Genomic DNA, 17271 nt, shown 5'->3' with positions numbered 1-17271 from the left:
TGCGCCCAGTCGACAAGGGAGAAAATCATGCGTGCATCGCTATTTGCAATTGCCTTAGCAGGCGTCACAGCGCTTGGATTTGCCAGCCCGGGTCTCGCACAAGAATCCGCCGATCAGAAGTTGGGGACTGTTCACTTCGAAACGTCCTGCAATGAAACGGCGCAACGACGATTTGATCGCGCGATGCGATACCAGCATTCGTTCTGGTACACCGCATCAAAGGAAATTTACGAAGAGACGCTCAAGGCCGACCCGGGATGCGCCATAGCATATTGGGGTATCGCGCTATCGTATCTGAACAACCCGCACAGCCCGATTCCGGCTCCCAATCTTCCGCTTGGGCTTGGTGCAATTGAAAAAGCAAAGGCAGCCGGCGCCAAGACTGAACGCGAGCGCGACTATATCGATGCGCTGTCGGTCATGTACGTCGATTATGAGAAGATTCCGCATCAGGCGCGGGTTCAGTCCTACCTGAAAGCCATGGAAACTCTTGCCGGCCGTTATCCCGCCGATGACGAGGCGCAGATCTTCTATGCGATCGCGCTGAACGTCGCGGCCTCGCCGTCGGACAAGACCTATGCCAATCAACTGAAAGGCGCGGCGATTCTCGGGCCGATCCTGGAGCGCCAACCTCAGCATCCGGGTGTCGCCCATTACCTGATCCACCTGTACGATTATCCGCCGATCGCTGCCAAAGGTCTGCCCCCGGCGCTGCGCTATTCAAAGATCGCGCCCAATGCGCCGCACGCGCAGCACATGCCTTCTCACATTTTTACGCGGGTCGGCTATTGGAAGGATTCAATCGCCGCCAACCTGGCATCCGTTCAAGCTGCGAAGGGCAGCAAGGAACTGGGCGATCAGATGCACGGCCAGGATTATCTGGTCTACGCCTATCTGCAGCTTGGTCAGGACAAGGAGGCGCTCGGCGTCGTCACCGAAATCGAGGCGTTGCGGCCCGATGCAGACGCCTTCGCAGCCGCGTTTTCGCAAGCGGCTGCGCCGGCGCGCTATATGGTGGAGCGCGGCGATTGGAACGGTGCGGCGAACCTCGAGGTCAGGCCCAGCAAATTCCTGCATGCCATGGCTATCACGCATTTTGCCCGGGCGATCGGCGCTGCCCGCACCGGGAAGATCGATGCGGCCAAGGCCGATACGGCCAAGCTCGCTGAATTGCGCGACAGGCTTCGAGAGGCCAAGAACGGCTACTGGGCCGGGCAGGTCGATGTTCAGGAGCAGGTTGCGACCGCCTGGGTTCTTTATGCCAGCGGTAATCACGATGAGGCGCTCAAGGCTATGAGCGCCGCTGTCAGCGCCGAAGATAATACCGAGAAGGCGCCCGTCACGCCCGGTCCGCTGGCGCCGGCGCGTGAATTGTATGGAGCCATGCTGCTCGATCGCGGCATGGCCAAGGAGGCACTTGCGGTGTTCGAAGCCACGATGGCGAAGGAGCCTAACCGTTACAACGGCTATGTCGGTGCGGCCATGGCTGCACAGGCTGCAGGCGATGCGGCCAAGGCCAAAGCCACCTACGGGAAGCTGATCGCGCTGGCTGCTGAATCCAGTTCCGAGCGGCCGACGCTGGCGGCGGCACGGTCATTTGTCGCGAGCAATTAGGCGAGTAACCGGGATCGTTCGACTGGCGGGCATACGATGAAACGGACAGTTGCTATTGCTGCCATCGCGGGCTTTAGCCTCGGCGGGTTAGTCGCGCTTGCCTGGTATCAATGGCCTTCATACGTGCGCGACGGCGCGGTCGAAACACCACGTCGTCCCGCATGGACGGAGGCTCAATGGCCCTTTCCCGTGGACGAGTGGGGCAAAGGCAAAGCGTTTCGTTGCGCAGCAGCCGATTGTGGGGTCGAGGTCAACGTTTACGTTCGAGCCAAGATCGGCTTCTGCAACTGTACGACCGGAGTTGCAGACGACGAGGAGCTTGATCGCGTGGCTGACCTCAGGCTGATGGGTGAAAGACCTTCGGCCTTGGCTGCCGGTAGCCCCATCACTGTTGCATGGATGAAGGGGCGCAGCCGCGCATACACTACCCAGCGCCCGCAAAGTTCAGCGCTTGCGATTGCGTTCAATGATCGTTGCGACGTCGTTGTCGCAACAGCCATTGTCGCACATCCTCGTCCGGCACCGCTTGAGCCCAGCATAGTCGCTTTCCTGAGCAGCGAGACTGTCATTCGCTGGGCCGAGGTAACGCTCGGTCTTTAGTGCGGCAAATCATCACAACATGGCCGCGTCCTGGGCGAGGTGCGTGCCCATTGGGCTTTCGTGGCCTTCCGCGGAGTGCTAGCGTTCAGGCCGAACCCACTCATCTGGGGGAACACTCCAAGAGCGAATTTGGGTGGGCTTACATTGCTGTTTCCGACGGATCTGACCTCGTTCCTCGACCTCATACGCCAGCATGGCGATGCGGCCTACAGTTTCATGTTTGCCTATGCGGCCTCGCATAGCCTGTTGCTTGCGCTGTTCGCGGGCTACGCGGCGCATTCGGGCGCGCTGGCTCTTGGCACGCTCATCGTGATCTGCTGGTTCGGCAGTTTCGCCGGCGACATCATTCGCTTCTGGATCGGGCGGCGCTACGGTGCCCGCTTGCTCCTTCGTTTTCCGCGGTTCGAGCGCCCCGTGAATACCGTCGTCCGCCTGACGGACCGTTATTATGTCTGGATGATCCTGTTTCATCGTTTCCCGCATGGCATCCGCGGGCTCGCGGGGTTTGCCTACGGCATATCGCGGCTGCCCTGGTCCACATTCCTCGCGCTCAACTTCGCAGCTGCCGGCCTTTGGTCCGGCGTCGTTGTCTCGGCCGGCTATGCCTTCGGTCAATTCTCCGAGACGTCCATCAACAATGCCTCTTCGGGCCTGGGCATCGTGATGCTGGTCGCGTTCCTCGGCCTGTCCTGGTTGCTCAGCAGGAAGCTCGAGCAGATCGTGGAGCGATACTGAAGCGGGCGGCGCGACCGGTTGCGGATCGCCGGACGGCGATGCGCACAGCGTAGAAAAGCCACCGGGGCGCACGAATGCACGCCCCTCGACGAGCACAATTGCGCTCGCGCGGTGATGACGGGCTCCAGGTGCCCAGAGCGTATGCGCGATGATGGAGCACGGCGCTTCCGCGCCTTTGCTCACCCTGCGCTTTCGCTTACTCCTCTATTGGGCCGGCAAGGGTGCGACGAAGCCGCTGCGCTTCGCGCCACGTCTCACCAACCTCGTTGCCAAAACGGGCGAGCTTGGTTGCCAAGTGCATGAGGATGAGTGTGACCATGGCTATTGGCCCGGCTTGACAAGCAAGCGACTGATTTGCCGCTCTGCATCATCAGACAGCTTCTGCAGCCCGTGGGCAGCAATATACGCCTCAACAACGCGGTCAGCCCGCCGCTGATTGGATTCGACGTGGGCGCGCAATAATCGTGCGAAAAATGAGGGTTTTTTGGTCGGAGCAGAAAGCCAGGCCCCAGTGGTTAGAACATTCGCCATTAGATGGCTCCATTATAGGAGTTGTCCTTGGGGCGAATTTCCTTCCTGATTCACAGATAGGTACTGGTAAGCGCTAATGCCAGACCAAATAGCGCGCATTCGTGCATCAATTAGCACCTTCCCGTGCAAATGCGCGAAGCAGTCACGTTGCGGTGAATCGAATCAACGGCTGAGGATGGTGTGTGAGCGGATTGAGCAATGGATGTCGTCGGGTGAGCAAACCGATTTGTCCGCCGTAGCTCAACGGACGAAGGCGGAAGCGTGCCCACCATTCAAGGTAACGCTGTTGATGGAATGGTGGGCACGGCGCAATTGCGCCTTTGCCCACCCTGCGGCGCTAATCCGCCATCGCGCATCGCGAGGTCGGTATTATTTATCGGCCACCGCTGCCACCTCCGCCACCACCACCACCACCTCCGCCGCCACCACCGCCGGCATCACGCAGCGCCTGGTTTTCGCGCGGATCGAGATTCCTCATGTAGCTCAGTGAAATGTCGCGGCGGCCGCGGGCGCGAAGCTGCTCCACATAGATGATATGATTGCTGCAAGCCTGCCGCGACACCGCCTGCTCGCAGTACGGGGCCGCCACGAAAGCGGGGGCGGCCACGGCGCTCGTCGCGCCGAGCGCGGCCAAGGCTGCCGCAGACAGCATTAACTTCATCGACATCTGTACTCTCCATTCCTTCATCGGGCGAAGCCGGAATGGCTCGCACGGGAGTTCGACGACGCCAGACGAAAACCGGTTCGGGGGTGCGGCTGAAAAATTCGGTCCCCGAGTAACCGCAATGTGAATGAACGTGCGCTTTGCTTGTTCTCGCTTCGCCCACCCCACGAACTCTCGCAATGACGATGTGGAGGCAGGAGGTGCGACAAAAACCACTTGTCGGGCAAATCACCTGAATCCTGTCCAGCCCCTCGCGCAAAAATATTCTGCTTTCGTTCTCACCCAAATCAGTCCCATAACTCCGCCCGTCTCACGGCGGATGAGGGGCGTTGGCCATCGTCACGAACGCGCGGTGAGATGCGGTGGACGCGAGAGCTGCGACTGACGTGTGTGGCTTGAGCGTACGGCGAAGTCGTGTGGTTCGGGCGCCGCGGTGCTGGCGCTAAGTCCGGGAGAGGCAAAGCTTCTCTCGTGGCGACGGAGGCAAGAAAGCCGTTCTCCGGGAAGAGCACGAAGTAAGCCGTAAAGCCATTGCGCAGGGAAGGCCGGAATGCTCCCGCTGCCCTGTATGCTCGTGTGCACTTTTGTTTGCGCAAATCGCACGCGAGACCGCGGGTGCAGCAAGCACCCGGTCTTCCCTGCGCCCTCTATTTCGAGGAGGGCAAACGAAGATGCAAACCTCGGGCGATCAGCGCCGCGAGAAGGCGAATCTATATCCGCCGTCATTGCGAGCCACCGGGTCGGCGCGAAGCGCTGCCCGATGACAGGCTCCGCGAAGCAATCCACTTCTCCGCATGCCGCGCTATGGATTGCTTCCGCCTTCGCTCGCAATGACGTGGAGAGAATAGTGCCCCTGGATTCCGTAGCCCGGATGAGCGCAGCGACATCCGGGACCACTCCAACACCGCCCCCGGATATTGCTTCGCTCATCCGGGCTACAAGCCTCGCTCGCAACGACGAAGTCAGATATGCCCCATCGCCTTCCGCTCCATCGCATAACGCATCAGCGCGACGAAACGATAGATGCCGTGCACGAACTTGCCGTAGGGCATGGTGATGAACAGCGAGAACACCACGCCGAGATGCAGCGCCAGCAGCGGCCCCATTGCCGCCGTCTCGCGCAGGATCAGCAATGCCATGCCGGTCAGGCTGGTAAGAAACAGCATCACGATGAACGCGATATCCATGCCGTAGCGCGCTTCATCGACCAGCACGGGATCGCGCTTCCATCGTTCAGTGAGCAAGCCGACCGGCCCGATCAGCAGCCCGATGCCGCCGAGCGTGCCGAGCACGACCGGCAGATCCCACCATGCATACGGCGCCTCGCGCGCCAGCAGATAATGATACAGCGTCGCGACGCAGGTCGAGGCGAAGCAAAGGACAAAACCGTAAAAGGTGAAATGGTGATAAAGCTTGCGGCGATCGGTCGGGCGGTCGTCCTCGTTGAAGCAGCCGACCCCGCCGCCGTCGAGGTAGCGCAACTCGCCGGCATCACGGATCGCTTGCAGCAGAGCGCCGATATCGGTCTTCATGCCGACGGGCTCACCGATGTCGCGCCAGAACGCGCGCACGCCCATCACGAGCGCGACGATCGCGTACAGGAACGCCGCGCCGAACAGGGCCGCCATCGCATTGTGCGGCATCAGTTTGTAGAACGCGCCCGGCCCGGTGTGGGCGCCAAACAGCACCTGCCGGTCGTTCAGCGCCGCGAAGCCGAAGATGAACGCGGCGACGCTGAGCGCGGCAACGAGGCTGATGACGAGCCCGTTGCGCGCGAAGGCGCCGGAGAAGGCGCGGGGCCACGTATAGGCCGCGTAGGACTCGGCACGCGCCACGGCCAGCGTCTTCGGCACATTGACGTCGAATTCATGCGGCGGCGAGAACTGGCAGTCGGTGTAGCAGGCGCCGCAGGAATGGCAGAGATTGGCGAGGTAGTTGAGGTCGCCATCAGAAAACGCCCGGCGCATTTCCATCGCCGGAAATACCGCGCAGAGCCCCTCGCAATAGCGGCAGGAATTGCAGACCGTCATCAGCCGGTCGGCTTCCTCCAGAATTCGGGTTCCGTGCATCTGTTGCTTCCTGCGCTCGCGCCGGCCCGCTTACTTCGTCAGCCCCTTGCCCTCGAGCCATTTCTGGATCAGGGCGGCGACCTCGGCATTGTTCTTGTCCATCATCACCATGTGCGAATTGCCCTTGATGCCGGCTTGCGGCAGGTCGACGACATCGACGCTGCCGCCGGCGGCCTTGACGGCGTCCGCAAAGGCGATGCCGTTGGCGCGTATTTTCGGCCAGCGCGAATCCTTCTCGATGTAGTCGCCGTAGACGATCAGCGTCGGAATGCCTTTCAAGGCATCGACCTTGGCGGGATCGCCGAGGCCGGCCGGCTCGATCGCAATCAAGGCCTTGACCTTGTCGGGCCGCGCCTGCGCCACCTTGAAGCCAAAACTGCCGGCCTGGCTGTGGAACAGGATGATGGAAGGACCGACGCGGTCGATCTCGGCGATATAGGCGGCGATGATCGCGTCATCGGTGGTGGTCCAGCGCGGCACGTTCTGCTTGACGAAATTCTCATAGCCTTCGTTGGGAAACTGGCTGCCCGGCATCAGCTTGCGCTTGGCCGGATCGGGATCATAGGAGCCCGCGCCGTCGCCGATGCGAAAACGCTCGAACGGATTGGCTGTCGTGAGGAACACCGGCTCGCTCTTGAAGACGTCAGGGTATTGCGCCCAGCCGGCGCGGCCACGCTCGACCGCGTCGGAATTGTAGACGGCCCAGCCCTTGCGCAGGAAATAGTTCAGCCAGCCCTCGCGTCCGTCCGGCGTCGTCTCGTAGGTGACGCCAGTCAACCCGCCGCCGTGCCACATCAGCAGCGGATAGGCGCCCTTTTCGTTGGCGGGCAGAAAATACTGCACATACATCTGCTCGACCTGATAGGTGCCGTTGGGATCAACCTTCGCAGGCACGCCGCCGGGCGTGAAGGTGACTTCCTTCACCGGCTTGCCGGAGATCTCGACCAGGCGCCCGCCGACATGGAACGAACCCATGTCGCGCAACGCAATCGGCTCGGCAGCGTTGGCGAGCGTCGTGCTGATCAAAACGGAAACCGCAGAAACAATCGCAAGGCGCATCATCAATCCTCCCGTCGTTATCTTCTCCCTCTCCCCGCCCTTCGCGGGGAGAGGGTAGGGGTGAGGGGCTCTCTCCGCACACCGTGTCCGCGGAGAGTGAACTCCGTCCTAATTCCTCGCATTCTTCGCCGCTTCCCGTCCCGCCACGCGGCCGAACACGCTGCCGATGGTCATGCCGATGCCGGCGGCATATCCCTTGCCAAGCACATTGCCGGCCATGATCTCACCGGCCGCGAACATGTTGGCGGAAGGCTTGCCGTCCTTCATCACCATGCGCGACTGCTTGTTCACGCGGGTGCCGAGATAGGTGAAGGTGATGCCGGGCCGCACCGGATAGGCGAGAAAAGGCGCCGTCTCGATCCTGCGCGCCCAATGCGTCTTCGGCGGCGTGATGCCTTCGGTGCGGCAGTCGTCGAGGATGGTGTGGTCGAAGGTGCCGGGCTGCACCGCGGCGTTGAAATCGGTCACCGTTTTCTCCAGCCCGGCCGGTTCGAGTCCGAGCTTATCGGCGAGTTCGGCAAGCGTTGCACCCGCAATCGGCGGAAACAGCGTCGGCATGAAGCTGGTGACAACAGTGGAATCGAAAATGATGTAAGCGATCTGATCCGGCTGGGCTGCCACCAGCCGGCCCCAGATGGCGTAGCGCTTCGGCCAGATGTCCTCGCCCTCGTCGTAGAAGCGCTGGGCGTGCTTGTTGACGACGATGCCAAACACGACCGAGTCGTGCCGCGTGATGATGCCGCCGTCGAATTTCGGCGCGCGGGCATCGATCGCCACCGCGTGGCATTGGGTGGGATCGCCGATGTCCTGCACGCCCTTGTCGAGCAGGAGCTTAAGAATGGAGCCGCGGTTATAGGGCGTGCCGCGGATCAGGAAATTATCGGCGGCATCGCCCCAGTATTCCTTGAGCCATTCGATGTTGGCTTCAAATCCACCGGCGGCGGCGACCAGCGCCGAAGCGCGGATTTCGGCGGCGCCATCGATCGGCTGCTTCAGCGTCGCGGACAGAAACATGCCCTCCTCGATCTGGAGATCGGTCACTTCAGCATCGTAGGCGATCTCGACGCCGAGTTTTTCCGCGGTGAGATAAAGCGCGTTGAGCATCGCGCGTCCGCCACCGAGGAAGAACGAATTGGTGCGGCCGAGGCTCAGCGTGCCGCCGAGCGAGGGTTGCCAGCGCACGCCCTGTTCGACGATCCAGTTCAGGATGTCCTTGGACTCGGCGATCATGAACTTGGCCAGTTCCTCGTCGGTCTGCCCGCCGGTCAGGCGCAGCAGATCGTCCCAGAATTCTTCTTCGGTGTACGGGCCGGTGAGGATGTCGGTCGCGGCATCATGGGCACAGCGCATGTTGCGGGTGTGGCGGGTGTTACCGCCGCGATAGAACTTTGGCGCGCCTTCCAGCACCAGCACGGAAGCGCCCGCTCGCCGGGCGCTGATGGCGGCGCACAAAGCGGCGTTGCCGCCGCCGATCACCAGCACATCAAATTTCCGAGTCAAATCAGCCATGCGCTCTTGTTATCGTTGTTGGCATGGAAAGCCGGCAAGCAAATCCATCCGCCCCGGCGATTTTCTAGCCTGCTCTCGCGACCGCGTCACGTCTCTCGTGCTCGAACTTCGTCGATAAGTGCCGCCGTATGCGACGATGTCGCGTGCAACTCGGATCGCGGAATATCTGCGATGTCACGGCTTGCTCTGCACGGAGGCGAGCAGCCATTGCCGGAAGGCCGCGAGTTTGGGCGGGTCGGTTCGCCCCGTGGGCGAGACCAGATAAAAACCGGCGTCGACCGGAAATGCGATGTTGAAGGGAACGACCAGCCGTCCCTTGGCGATGTCCTCCTGCACATAAGCGGTGCGACCCATGGCGACGCCGAGGCCATCGATCGCGGCCTGCACCGTCATGAAGATCATGTCGAAGGTCAGGCCCGGCTGTTTCGAGAAATCGGCCGGCAACCCGGCCGCCGTCAACCACAGCCGCCAGTCGTCGCTATTCGCGTTGCTGGTATGCAGCAGCACGTGATCCCGGAGGTCTTCGGGGCATTTCAGCGGCTTGTTGCCCTTGAGCAGCGCCGGGCTGCACACCGGGAAAAGCTCGTCCGCCATCAGCCAGTCGGCGCGAACGCCAGGCCACTGGCCGCGGCCGTAGCGGATCGCGGCATCGACCTTGTCGCGCTGGAAGTCGACCAGGTTGATCGAGGTCGTGATGCGAACGTCGATCCCCGGTTGCGATTCCTGAAAAGCCGTGAGGCGCGGCAGCAGCCATTTGGCGGCCAGCGAGGCCAACGTCGACACCGTCAGCACATGGTCGTCATCTTTGCGCAGCAGGCGATCGGTCGCGAGCCGGAGATCGTTGAACGCGGCGCGAATGCCGGGAAGGTACTCTTGCGCTTCCGCCGTCAGCGTCAGCGAGCGGTTCTGGCGGATAAAGAGGCGAACGCCGAGCTCTTCCTCCAGCCGCTTGATCTGGTGGCTGATCGCGGTCTGCGTGACGTTCAGCTCGGAGGCCGCCTGGGTAAAACTCAAATGTCGGGCCGCGGCCTCAAACGCCCGCAATCCATTCAGCGACGGCAGCCTGGAGGTCATTCCGTGATCTCCAAATACATGAGTTTATATCATCCGAAACGGTACAAAGTGTCGTTTGTGAATGGCTCAGATAGGACAGATATTCGCAGCAACAGATTACTATAGGAGTTGAGAATGTCCACTTACACGCATGAATCGATGATAAATCATCATGGTACGGGCTTTTTGACCCAGGTGGCCGAAACCCTCAATCTCTGGCGGCAGCGCTACCGGTCGCGTCGCGAACTGGCCCAGTGGTCCGAGCGGGAACTGCACGACATCGGCATCTCCTGGAGCGACATCGCCTACGAGGCCGAAAAGCCGTTCTGGCGGGCTTAGATGGCAGCCAGGCTGGCGTCGCCTGATCACGGGGACGCCGGCCAATTTTCCTGAGCTCCGCGGGAGCGACCCATGAGCACGATGCGCCTCGACGATCTCACGCAATATTCCGACGTGCTGCGTTCGCGGCGCGGCGAGGCTGTGACCGTGCGCTTCGTCGAGCCCCGCGATGCCGGGGCGCTGCAGAACTATTTCCGCTCGCTGACGACGCGCTCCCGCTACAACCGTTTCCTCGGCGCGGCCAGCGAACTGCCGCCATCGCTGCTCGAGGATTTCATCCATATTGGCGAAGCCGACCGGTTCAGCGTGGTCGCGACCATGATGGTCGAGGGCCGCGAGACCATCGTCGGCGAAGCGCGCTATGCCTTCGACAGCGAGACCGCCGCGATCGAATTCGGCCTGTCGATCGACGACCGCTGGCAGGGCCATGGCATCGGCAAGGCGCTGTTGAAGAATCTGGAATGCCGCGCGGCTTCGTTCGGTGCCGCGCGCGTGTTCGGCGACACGCTGCGCTCCAACGACGCGATGATCGCGCTCGCCCGCAAGGCCGGCTACGCCTTCACCAATACCCCCGGCGACTGGAAGCTGACGCGCTTCCAGAAGCAGATCCATGTCGAACCGCAGGAAATCCCATGCGCCAGTTGGCGGCTTGCCGCCGTCTCTCCCAGCGCAATGTCCTCGCTTGCGGTTTGACGACTGAGCCCGGTTCTGGCCGTACCAGAACCGGGCTATTTTCTGCCGACAGCGCCACGGCGTTGATAATCCCCATGTCCCGGTCTAGCCTCCACCTCGCCGATGTGAGGGCCCGGTCATGACAGTCGATGCTGGTTTCGTGCGACAGATTTTCGCCGGTCTCGAGCAGGGCGATGGCGCGGGCTTTTTCACCCACGTCGCCGACGACGCCGATTGGACCGTAATGGGCACGCATCCGCTCGCCGGGCGCTATTTGTCGAAAGCCGATTTCATCGCCGGCACCTTCGCCAAGCTCGGCCAGGTGTTGCCGAACGGGGCGCAGTTGCACGTCGATAACCTGATCGTGCAGGATGATATCGCCATCGTCGAACTGCATTCCGAAGCGATCGCGAAGAACGGCTTTCGCTTCGACAATCATTATTGCTGGGTCTGCTACTTCAAGAGCGACACCATCATGCGCGTCCGCGCCTATCTCGACTCGGTGATGGTGGCGCGGCTGTTTGAAGAGAATCCGATCTAGACTCGTAGCCCGGATGGAGCGCAACGCAGTCCGGGGACGGTCTCTCTTGCCGCATGTGAGAGCGGCCCCGGATTGCGCTCCGCTTCATCCCGGCCACGGCAACGCTCAACTTCCCCTGAACACCGGCTTGCGCTTGTCGATGAAGGCCTGCACGGCCTCCTTGTGATCGGCTGTCACCTGTGCCCGGATCATGCGCTCGGCCTCATGATCGCGCGCTGTGGCGAAATCGAACATCAAGGCTTCGTCCAGATTATCCTTCATGTAGCGGATCGCGATCGTCGGTCCTTCGGCGATCGATTTAGCGAGCGCGAAGGCCTCCGCGTGCAGCCTGTCGTCGGGGACCACGCGGTTCACCAGGCCGATCGCCTCGCACCTGGCCGCATCGACCCTGTCGCAAGTGAACATCAATTCCCGTGCCCGCGAAGTGCCGACCAATCGTGTCAGGAGCCAGGCGATGCCATAATCGCCGCTCAGACCCACCTTGAGGTAGCCGGTGGAAAGGAATGCCGATTGCGCGGCGATTCGCATGTCGCAGGCCATCGCCAGAGCGAGACCGGCGCCGACCGCGGGGCCGGGCAGGGCGGCAATGGTCGGCTTGCGCACCGAAACCAGCGCGCCGGTCAGGAGACGCTGTCGCTCCTGCAGATCGGCGACCCGCTCGTCATGGGACATTGCGAGCTTCGTCTTGTCGCGATTCGCCCCCATGCCCTTGACGTTGCCGCCGGCGCAGAACGCCGTGCCGGCGCCGGTCAGCAACAGCACGCCGACATCGGGATTCTCGCCGCAGGCCTTGATCATGCTGCGCAAGGCCGGGGTCAGATTATCCGACATCGCGTTGCGCGCCTCGGGGCGGTTCAGCGTGATGATGGCGACCCGGTCGCGGATCATGCAGAGCAGTTCGTCGGTGCCGGTGTCGATCTTGGTTTCGGTGGTCATGGGTCCCCATTCCTGTCCCCGTCATTGCGAGGAGCGTAAGCGACGAAGCAATCCATCTTTCCGTACTGCGGCGCCATGGATTGCTTCGCTGCGCTCGCAATGACGGCGGTGGCCGTCTCAAAACTTCTCCACCCACGGCCGCAGTTCGACCTCCCAGGTCCAGGCGCTACGCGGTTGCTGCAGTACGCTCCAGTAGCTCAATGCAATCGCATCCGGATCGAGCATCGAGTCCGGCCGGTCGGTCGGCTCGCTACGCGCCGCGCTGCGGATGCCGCCATCGATGACGAAATGCGCAACGTGGATGCCCTGCGGCGACAATTCGCGCGCCATGCTCTGGGCAAGCCCGCGCAGCGCGAACTTGCCCATCGCAAACGGCGCCGATTGCGCATAGCCTTTGACGCTGGCGGAGGCACCGGTGAACAGGATCGCGCCGTGCTTGTTGGGCAGCATGCGTGTGGCCGCCTGTTGGGCCACCAGAAAACCGCCGAACGCCGAAACGGCAATCGCCTGCGCGACATCTGCCGGCACCAGGTCGGTGAAAGCGCCGCGCGCCCGTCCGCTGGCGTTATAGACGACGATATCCGGCGTACCGATCTCGCGCTCGACCATGCCGAACAGCCGCTCGACCTCCTCAACCTCGGTCGCATTGCAGGCAAAGGCACGGGCGCCGGTCTCGGTGCAGAGCGCGCCGAGCTTCTCTATCTTGCGCGCGGCGAGCGCAACCTTGATGCCTTCGCGGGCGAACAGCCGCGCCAGCGATGCGCTCAATCCTTCGCCGACGCCGACGATCAGGGCAATCTTGTATTTTGGCAATTCCATGGGCGCGGTCCTCCGATGGTCGGGACTTAGTATCTAGGAACCCGATTCCGCCTGGCAATCGTCCGCCATGGGGAGGCCCTCCAATTATGCTTGTTGACGGCACGTCCGCCTGCGTTATCGGTAGTTGACCAACATCGGGCGAAACGAACAAGGGCTAAAAATGCATCCACTCATGCAGGACGGTGCATCAGCGTCAGCCAATCAGCCGGGATTGCTCGCGCCGGATACGACGGGAATGAATTTCTACCGGGCCGATCCGGCATTGACGGATCTGCTTCGCTTGCATCTCCCTGATGCACTGTTCCGCCATATCGAGCCGCATCTCGATCGCCTCGGCGAGTTGGCCGGCGGCTATCTCGACGAATGCGCGCGGCTCGCCGACCGCCACACGCCGGTGCTGCACCAGCGCGACAAGTTCGGCCGCGATACGCAGTACATCGAATATCACCCGGCCTATCGCGAGCTGGAAAAAGCCGCGTTCGGCGAGTTCGGCATTCACGCGCTGTCGATCCGCAAGGGCATCATGGGCTGGCCGGACAAATACCCTGTGGTGGCCAAGCACGCCTTCACGTTCCTGTTCAATCAGACCGAGTTCGGCATGGGCTGTCCGATCAACGTCACCGACGGCTGCGCCAAACTGCTCAACAATTTCGGCAGCGAAGCGCTAAAGGCGAAGTATCTGGACGGCCTGACCCAGACTGACATGAGCAAACTCACCCAGGGCGGCCAGTTCATGACCGAGAAGGAGGGCGGCTCCGACGTCGGCACGCTGACGACGAAAGCCGTGCAGGAAGGGGACCACTGGCGGCTCTATGGCGAAAAGTGGTTCTGCTCCAATGCCGATGCCAAGGTGGTGATGCTGTTGGCGCGACCCGAGGGAGCAGGTCCCGGCACGCGCGGCGTCGGGCTGTTCCTGATGCCGCGGCACCTCGACGACGGCTCGCAAAACCACTACCGGATCGTTCGCCTGAAGGACAAGCTCGGCACCCGTTCGATGGCATCCGGGGAGATCAAGTTCGAGGGTGCGATTGCCTATGCCGTCGGCAAGCTCGATCGCGGTTTTGTACAGATGGCCGAGATGGTCAATTCCTCGCGGCTTAGTAATGGCGTCAAATCCACCGCGCTGATGCGGCGCGCGTATCATGACGCGATGACGGTCGCGAAAAATCGCGTGGTGTTCGGCCAGCGTATCGTCGACTTGCCGCTGGCACGCCGGCAATTGATGAAGATCATGCTGCCGACCGAGCAGGCGCTGTCGATGAGTTTTCTCACGGCAGATGCGCTCGATCGGGCGGAGGCCGGCAGCCAGGATGCGGCGGCGCTGCTGCGGATCCTGACGCCGACCTTGAAATTCCGCGCGACGCGCGATGCGCGAAAGGTCTGCGGCGATGCGTTGGAGATGCGCGGCGGTATTGGCTATATCGAGGAATTTGCGACTGCGCGGCTGCTGCGTGATGCCCATCTCGGATCGATCTGGGAAGGCACCGGCAACATCGTCGCGATCGATGCGCTGACGCGCGCGGTCGGTCGTCACGGTGCCGATGCGGCGTTGGCGGCGGACCTGCACGCCCGTCTCGACGACAGCGCCAACGTGCCGCAGGCCTGGCGCGACCGCCTGCGGGACTTGACCGACCGCGCCGTCGGCTTCGCGCGCGAAGTGGCCAGCCGGAGCGACAATGAGGGCGATGCGCGGCGCGCCACCAGCCTGCTCTATCATGTCGCCAGCGCGGTCGCGCTGGCCTGGGAGGGCGGTCGCATCCACGAAATGCGCGGCGATGCCAGGCGGCTATTGCTGTCGCGCATGGTGGTCGACCACCGCGTTGCGGCGGGCGATCCGTTCCGCTTAACGGAAAATGCTACCCAGCGCGCCATCACCGACCATCTGCTCGGCGATCGCGATGTCGGCATGGCCGAGGTTGGCGAATTGCTCGTCGCAGCGTAGGCTGATTTCAATACTGGTTCAAAAATAACAGAAGTATAGAGGGAGCATCCGATGAAGGCCGCCGTTCTGCATGAAGTCAACCAGCCGCTGATGATCGAGGATGTCAGCGTGCCGAACCCCGGCCCGCGCGAAGTCCTGATCCGCACTCGCGTCGCCGGCCTCTGTCATTCCGACCTGCATTTCATGGAAGGGTTGTATCCGCATCCGCTGCCGGCGGTGCTCGGGCATGAATCCGCCGGCGTGGTCGAAAAGGTCGGCTCCGACGTCACCTACGTAAAACCCGGCGATCACGTCGTCACCTGTCTGTCAGTGTTCTGCGGCACCTGCGACAACTGCACCACCGGCCGCACGGTGCTCTGCACCGACACGACAGTGAAGATGCTGCCCGGCCAGTCCAACCGGCTGTCCTGGGCGCGTGAGGAGAAGCTCCATCAGTTCCTCAACCTCTCGTCCTTCGCCGAGCAGATGCTGGTGCACGAAAACGCCATCGTCAAAATCCGCAAGGACATGCCGCTGGAGCTGGCGGCGCTGATCGGCTGCGGCGTCATCACCGGCTACGGCGCGGTGGTGAACACCGCCAAGGTTCAGGCCGGCGAAACGGTCGCCGTGATCGGTTGCGGCGGCGTCGGCATGGCGGCTATCAATGGGGCTGCGATCGCAGGCGCCGGCCGCATCATCGCCATCGATACCAACCCGGCCAAGCTGCAGTTGGCCACCAAGCTCGGCGCCACCGACATCGTCGACCCTGCAAGGGGCGACGTGGTGCAGCAGGTGCGCGAACTCACCGGTGGCGGCGTGCATCACTCCTTCGAGGTGCTGGGCCGCAAGGAAACCGCGGAGCAGTCTTTTGCGATGCTGGCAGCCGGCGGCACCGCGACCATCGTCGGCATGATCCCGTTCGGCCAGAAGATCGAACTGCACGGTTTCGATTTCCTGCGTGAGCGCCGGATCCAGGGCTCGTCGATGGGCTCCAACCATTTCCGCGTCGACATGCCCCGCCTCGTCGAGTTCTACATGCGCGGCAAGCTGCACCTGGAGGACTGGATCTCGGCCAAGCTGAAACTCTCCGAGATCAACGAGGGCTTTGCCAACATGAAGGCCGGCAAGACGCTGCGCAGCGTGATCATGTTTGATGCGTGAGATAGATCGAGCTCGTCATGCCCGGGCTTGACCCGGGCATCCATCGATCTTCACAAGAAGCCTTCCTTCGACGTGGATGGATTGCCGGGCCAAGCCCGGCAATGACGGCGTTGGCCTACCGCGACACGTGCGCCGAGACGGCGAGCCACTTCCCGTTCTGTTTCGCCCAGCAATCGGTGTAGCGGCCGTGGGCCTGCTGGCCGTCCGCGGTCGTATAGCTGGTGGCGGCGTGGATGATGGCGAAATCGCCGAGCACGCGGATTTTCACGTCGTGTGCCGTAAGGTCCCTGATCGTCACCGGGATCGCGGTCTGCTTCAGGAACGCCGCGCGGTCGACCAGCGACTTGTCGGGATTCGAGCAATAGAAGTCCGCTGCAAGAATTTCATCGAAGCGTTTGACATCGCAGTTCTGGACTGAAGCGACATAGTCGTGGTTGAGCTCTGTCAGCTCGGCGAGGTCGTTGTTCATGATTTCCTCCGGTCCTTGTTCGTCAATGTGGAGCGGCCATCACGCTGTTCTCGGCGAGCGTTTGATCACGAAGCGGACGAGCGAACCAAGCACGTAACCCGCAAGCGAGAAGGCGACTGGCGGCAAGAGCGCCTTGAGATCAAAGATGGTTTGAGACAGGAATTGTTCAAGCGTCGGTGGCGCCAGCAGAAGATCCAGGTTCAGGAAGACAAGCGGCGATATCACGAGCAGCGCCAAACGGAGCCGGTGTTTGGCAAAGATGCATAGTGCTGCAACGATAACGGCCGTGGCGCTGAACAGGCCATAGGCAATCTCAAAGCCGAGAGCGTGGCGGATGTTGAAAGCAGTGGCCAGCAACAGACCCCAAACAAGGCCGGCGATCAGAAGCGCGGCGTCGTCGATGCTCCGGAAAAGCGGCAGATACCCCAGTGCCAGGAATGCCAGGATCGAGAGGGTAGGCCAGGCCGCGACAAATGTGCCATGCATCAGCCCCCACAAGTGGAATGTTGGCCAGCCGAGCGCGGCATAGGCATAGCCAAGCGGCCACATCAGCAGGAAGCCGGCAACGACGGCGATGAC

Annotated in this window: 18 protein-coding genes; 8 read left to right on the top strand and 10 right to left on the bottom strand. The window is 62.2% G+C overall.

Annotated features, from left to right (window positions below; translation table 11 throughout):
- Window positions 1-183: 183 nt before the first annotated feature.
- From V1286_RS30985 to V1286_RS30975, 3 genes are all read left to right on the top strand, one after another.
- Window positions 184-1614 carry a tetratricopeptide repeat protein gene (locus tag V1286_RS30985; RefSeq protein WP_334486137.1) on the top strand — a complete coding sequence of 477 codons (1431 nt, stop codon included), beginning with the start codon at window positions 184-186 and terminating at the stop codon, window positions 1612-1614.
- 36 nt (window positions 1615-1650) lie between these two features.
- Window positions 1651-2214 carry a hypothetical protein gene (locus V1286_RS30980; RefSeq protein WP_334486134.1) on the top strand — a complete coding sequence of 188 codons (564 nt, stop codon included), beginning with the start codon at window positions 1651-1653 and terminating at the stop codon, window positions 2212-2214.
- Between the two features lie 144 nt (window positions 2215-2358).
- Window positions 2359-2949: a DedA family protein gene (locus V1286_RS30975; protein ID WP_334486131.1), complete on the top strand. Its 591-nt coding sequence runs from the start codon at window positions 2359-2361 to the stop codon at window positions 2947-2949.
- 321 nt (window positions 2950-3270) lie between these two features.
- Here V1286_RS30975 and V1286_RS30970 read toward each other — a convergent pair whose 3' ends face one another.
- The 6 genes from V1286_RS30970 to V1286_RS30945 form a co-directional block, all read right to left on the bottom strand.
- Complete coding sequence (locus V1286_RS30970) at window positions 3271-3480, bottom strand: hypothetical protein (RefSeq protein ID WP_334486129.1); 210 nt, start codon at window positions 3478-3480, stop codon at window positions 3271-3273.
- 373 nt (window positions 3481-3853) lie between these two features.
- Complete coding sequence (locus V1286_RS30965) at window positions 3854-4147, bottom strand: hypothetical protein (protein ID WP_334486127.1); 294 nt, start codon at window positions 4145-4147, stop codon at window positions 3854-3856.
- 959 nt (window positions 4148-5106) lie between these two features.
- A complete protein-coding gene (gene tcuB / locus V1286_RS30960; protein ID WP_334486124.1) occupies window positions 5107-6213 on the bottom strand; it encodes a tricarballylate utilization 4Fe-4S protein TcuB in 1107 nt (368 codons plus the stop codon).
- Window positions 6214-6243: 30 nt separating this feature from the next.
- Complete coding sequence (locus tag V1286_RS30955) at window positions 6244-7275, bottom strand: alpha/beta hydrolase (protein WP_334486122.1); 1032 nt, start codon at window positions 7273-7275, stop codon at window positions 6244-6246.
- A gap of 105 nt (window positions 7276-7380) precedes the next feature.
- A complete protein-coding gene (gene tcuA / locus V1286_RS30950; RefSeq protein WP_334490023.1) occupies window positions 7381-8772 on the bottom strand; it encodes an FAD-dependent tricarballylate dehydrogenase TcuA in 1392 nt (463 codons plus the stop codon).
- A 183-nt stretch (window positions 8773-8955) separates the two neighbouring features.
- A complete protein-coding gene (locus tag V1286_RS30945; RefSeq protein ID WP_334486119.1) occupies window positions 8956-9855 on the bottom strand; it encodes a transcriptional regulator GcvA in 900 nt (299 codons plus the stop codon).
- A gap of 114 nt (window positions 9856-9969) precedes the next feature.
- On the opposite strand from V1286_RS30945, the gene V1286_RS30940 reads away from it, so the two are divergent.
- The 3 genes from V1286_RS30940 (at window position 9970) to V1286_RS30930 (ending at window position 11386) form a co-directional block, all read left to right on the top strand.
- The gene (locus V1286_RS30940) at window positions 9970-10173 is read left to right on the top strand and encodes a DUF1127 domain-containing protein (RefSeq protein ID WP_334486116.1); all 204 of its coding nucleotides are present in this window, start codon (window positions 9970-9972) and stop codon (window positions 10171-10173) included.
- A 72-nt stretch (window positions 10174-10245) separates the two neighbouring features.
- Complete coding sequence (locus tag V1286_RS30935) at window positions 10246-10866, top strand: GNAT family N-acetyltransferase (protein ID WP_334486113.1); 621 nt, start codon at window positions 10246-10248, stop codon at window positions 10864-10866.
- A 118-nt stretch (window positions 10867-10984) separates the two neighbouring features.
- On the top strand, window positions 10985-11386 hold the full coding sequence (locus V1286_RS30930) for a nuclear transport factor 2 family protein (protein ID WP_334486110.1): 402 nt from the start codon (window positions 10985-10987) through the stop codon (window positions 11384-11386).
- 105 nt (window positions 11387-11491) lie between these two features.
- Here the strand turns inward: V1286_RS30930 and V1286_RS30925 are convergent, their stop codons facing one another.
- A complete protein-coding gene (locus V1286_RS30925; RefSeq protein ID WP_334486108.1) occupies window positions 11492-12322 on the bottom strand; it encodes an enoyl-CoA hydratase in 831 nt (276 codons plus the stop codon).
- Between the two features lie 117 nt (window positions 12323-12439).
- Window positions 12440-13141: an SDR family NAD(P)-dependent oxidoreductase gene (locus tag V1286_RS30920; RefSeq protein WP_334486106.1), complete on the bottom strand. Its 702-nt coding sequence runs from the start codon at window positions 13139-13141 to the stop codon at window positions 12440-12442.
- Window positions 13142-13301: 160 nt separating this feature from the next.
- Here V1286_RS30920 and V1286_RS30915 point away from each other — a divergent pair, with 160 nt between their 5' ends.
- Complete coding sequence (locus V1286_RS30915) at window positions 13302-15083, top strand: acyl-CoA dehydrogenase family protein (RefSeq protein ID WP_334486104.1); 1782 nt, start codon at window positions 13302-13304, stop codon at window positions 15081-15083.
- Window positions 15084-15134: 51 nt separating this feature from the next.
- Window positions 15135-16223 (top strand): Zn-dependent alcohol dehydrogenase, encoded by a 1089-nt coding sequence (locus tag V1286_RS30910; RefSeq protein WP_334486102.1) that lies wholly within the window; start codon window positions 15135-15137, stop codon window positions 16221-16223.
- 115 nt (window positions 16224-16338) lie between these two features.
- On the opposite strand, the gene V1286_RS30905 is transcribed toward V1286_RS30910, so the two are convergent.
- Both V1286_RS30905 and V1286_RS30900 read right to left on the bottom strand, forming a co-directional pair.
- The gene (locus V1286_RS30905) at window positions 16339-16692 is read right to left on the bottom strand and encodes a nuclear transport factor 2 family protein (RefSeq protein WP_334486100.1); all 354 of its coding nucleotides are present in this window, start codon (window positions 16690-16692) and stop codon (window positions 16339-16341) included.
- A gap of 39 nt (window positions 16693-16731) precedes the next feature.
- A complete protein-coding gene (locus V1286_RS30900; protein WP_334486097.1) occupies window positions 16732-17241 on the bottom strand; it encodes a hypothetical protein in 510 nt (169 codons plus the stop codon).
- Window positions 17242-17271: the final 30 nt, after the last annotated feature.

Source organism: Bradyrhizobium algeriense (genome assembly GCF_036924595.1).
Classification (GTDB): domain Bacteria; phylum Pseudomonadota; class Alphaproteobacteria; order Rhizobiales; family Xanthobacteraceae; genus Bradyrhizobium; species Bradyrhizobium algeriense.
This window is presented reverse-complemented; position numbering and strand designations above follow the sequence as displayed.

Bases quoted from the DNA above. Each gene is read 5' to 3' on its own strand.
- V1286_RS30935 (WP_334486113.1), top strand. From the start codon at position 10,246: ATGAGCACGATGCGCCTCGACGATCTCACGCAATATTCCGACGTGCTG.
- V1286_RS30910 (WP_334486102.1), top strand. From the start codon at position 15,135: ATGAAGGCCGCCGTTCTGCATGAAGTCAACCAGCCGCTGATGATCGAG.
- tcuB (WP_334486124.1), bottom strand. From the start codon at position 6,213: ATGCACGGAACCCGAATTCTGGAGGAAGCCGACCGGCTGATGACGGTC.
- V1286_RS30985 (WP_334486137.1), top strand. From the start codon at position 184: ATGCGATACCAGCATTCGTTCTGGTACACCGCATCAAAGGAAATTTAC.
- V1286_RS30965 (WP_334486127.1), bottom strand. From the start codon at position 4,147: ATGTCGATGAAGTTAATGCTGTCTGCGGCAGCCTTGGCCGCGCTCGGC.
- V1286_RS30940 (WP_334486116.1), top strand. From the start codon at position 9,970: ATGTCCACTTACACGCATGAATCGATGATAAATCATCATGGTACGGGC.
- V1286_RS30955 (WP_334486122.1), bottom strand. From the start codon at position 7,275: ATGATGCGCCTTGCGATTGTTTCTGCGGTTTCCGTTTTGATCAGCACG.
- V1286_RS30900 (WP_334486097.1), bottom strand. From the start codon at position 17,241: ATGTGGCCGCTTGGCTATGCCTATGCCGCGCTCGGCTGGCCAACATTC.
- V1286_RS30930 (WP_334486110.1), top strand. From the start codon at position 10,985: ATGACAGTCGATGCTGGTTTCGTGCGACAGATTTTCGCCGGTCTCGAG.
- V1286_RS30905 (WP_334486100.1), bottom strand. From the start codon at position 16,692: ATGAACAACGACCTCGCCGAGCTGACAGAGCTCAACCACGACTATGTC.
- V1286_RS30980 (WP_334486134.1), top strand. From the start codon at position 1,651: ATGAAACGGACAGTTGCTATTGCTGCCATCGCGGGCTTTAGCCTCGGC.
- V1286_RS30925 (WP_334486108.1), bottom strand. From the start codon at position 12,322: ATGACCACCGAAACCAAGATCGACACCGGCACCGACGAACTGCTCTGC.
- V1286_RS30945 (WP_334486119.1), bottom strand. From the start codon at position 9,855: ATGACCTCCAGGCTGCCGTCGCTGAATGGATTGCGGGCGTTTGAGGCC.
- V1286_RS30970 (WP_334486129.1), bottom strand. From the start codon at position 3,480: ATGGCGAATGTTCTAACCACTGGGGCCTGGCTTTCTGCTCCGACCAAA.
- V1286_RS30915 (WP_334486104.1), top strand. From the start codon at position 13,302: ATGCATCCACTCATGCAGGACGGTGCATCAGCGTCAGCCAATCAGCCG.
- V1286_RS30920 (WP_334486106.1), bottom strand. From the start codon at position 13,141: ATGGAATTGCCAAAATACAAGATTGCCCTGATCGTCGGCGTCGGCGAA.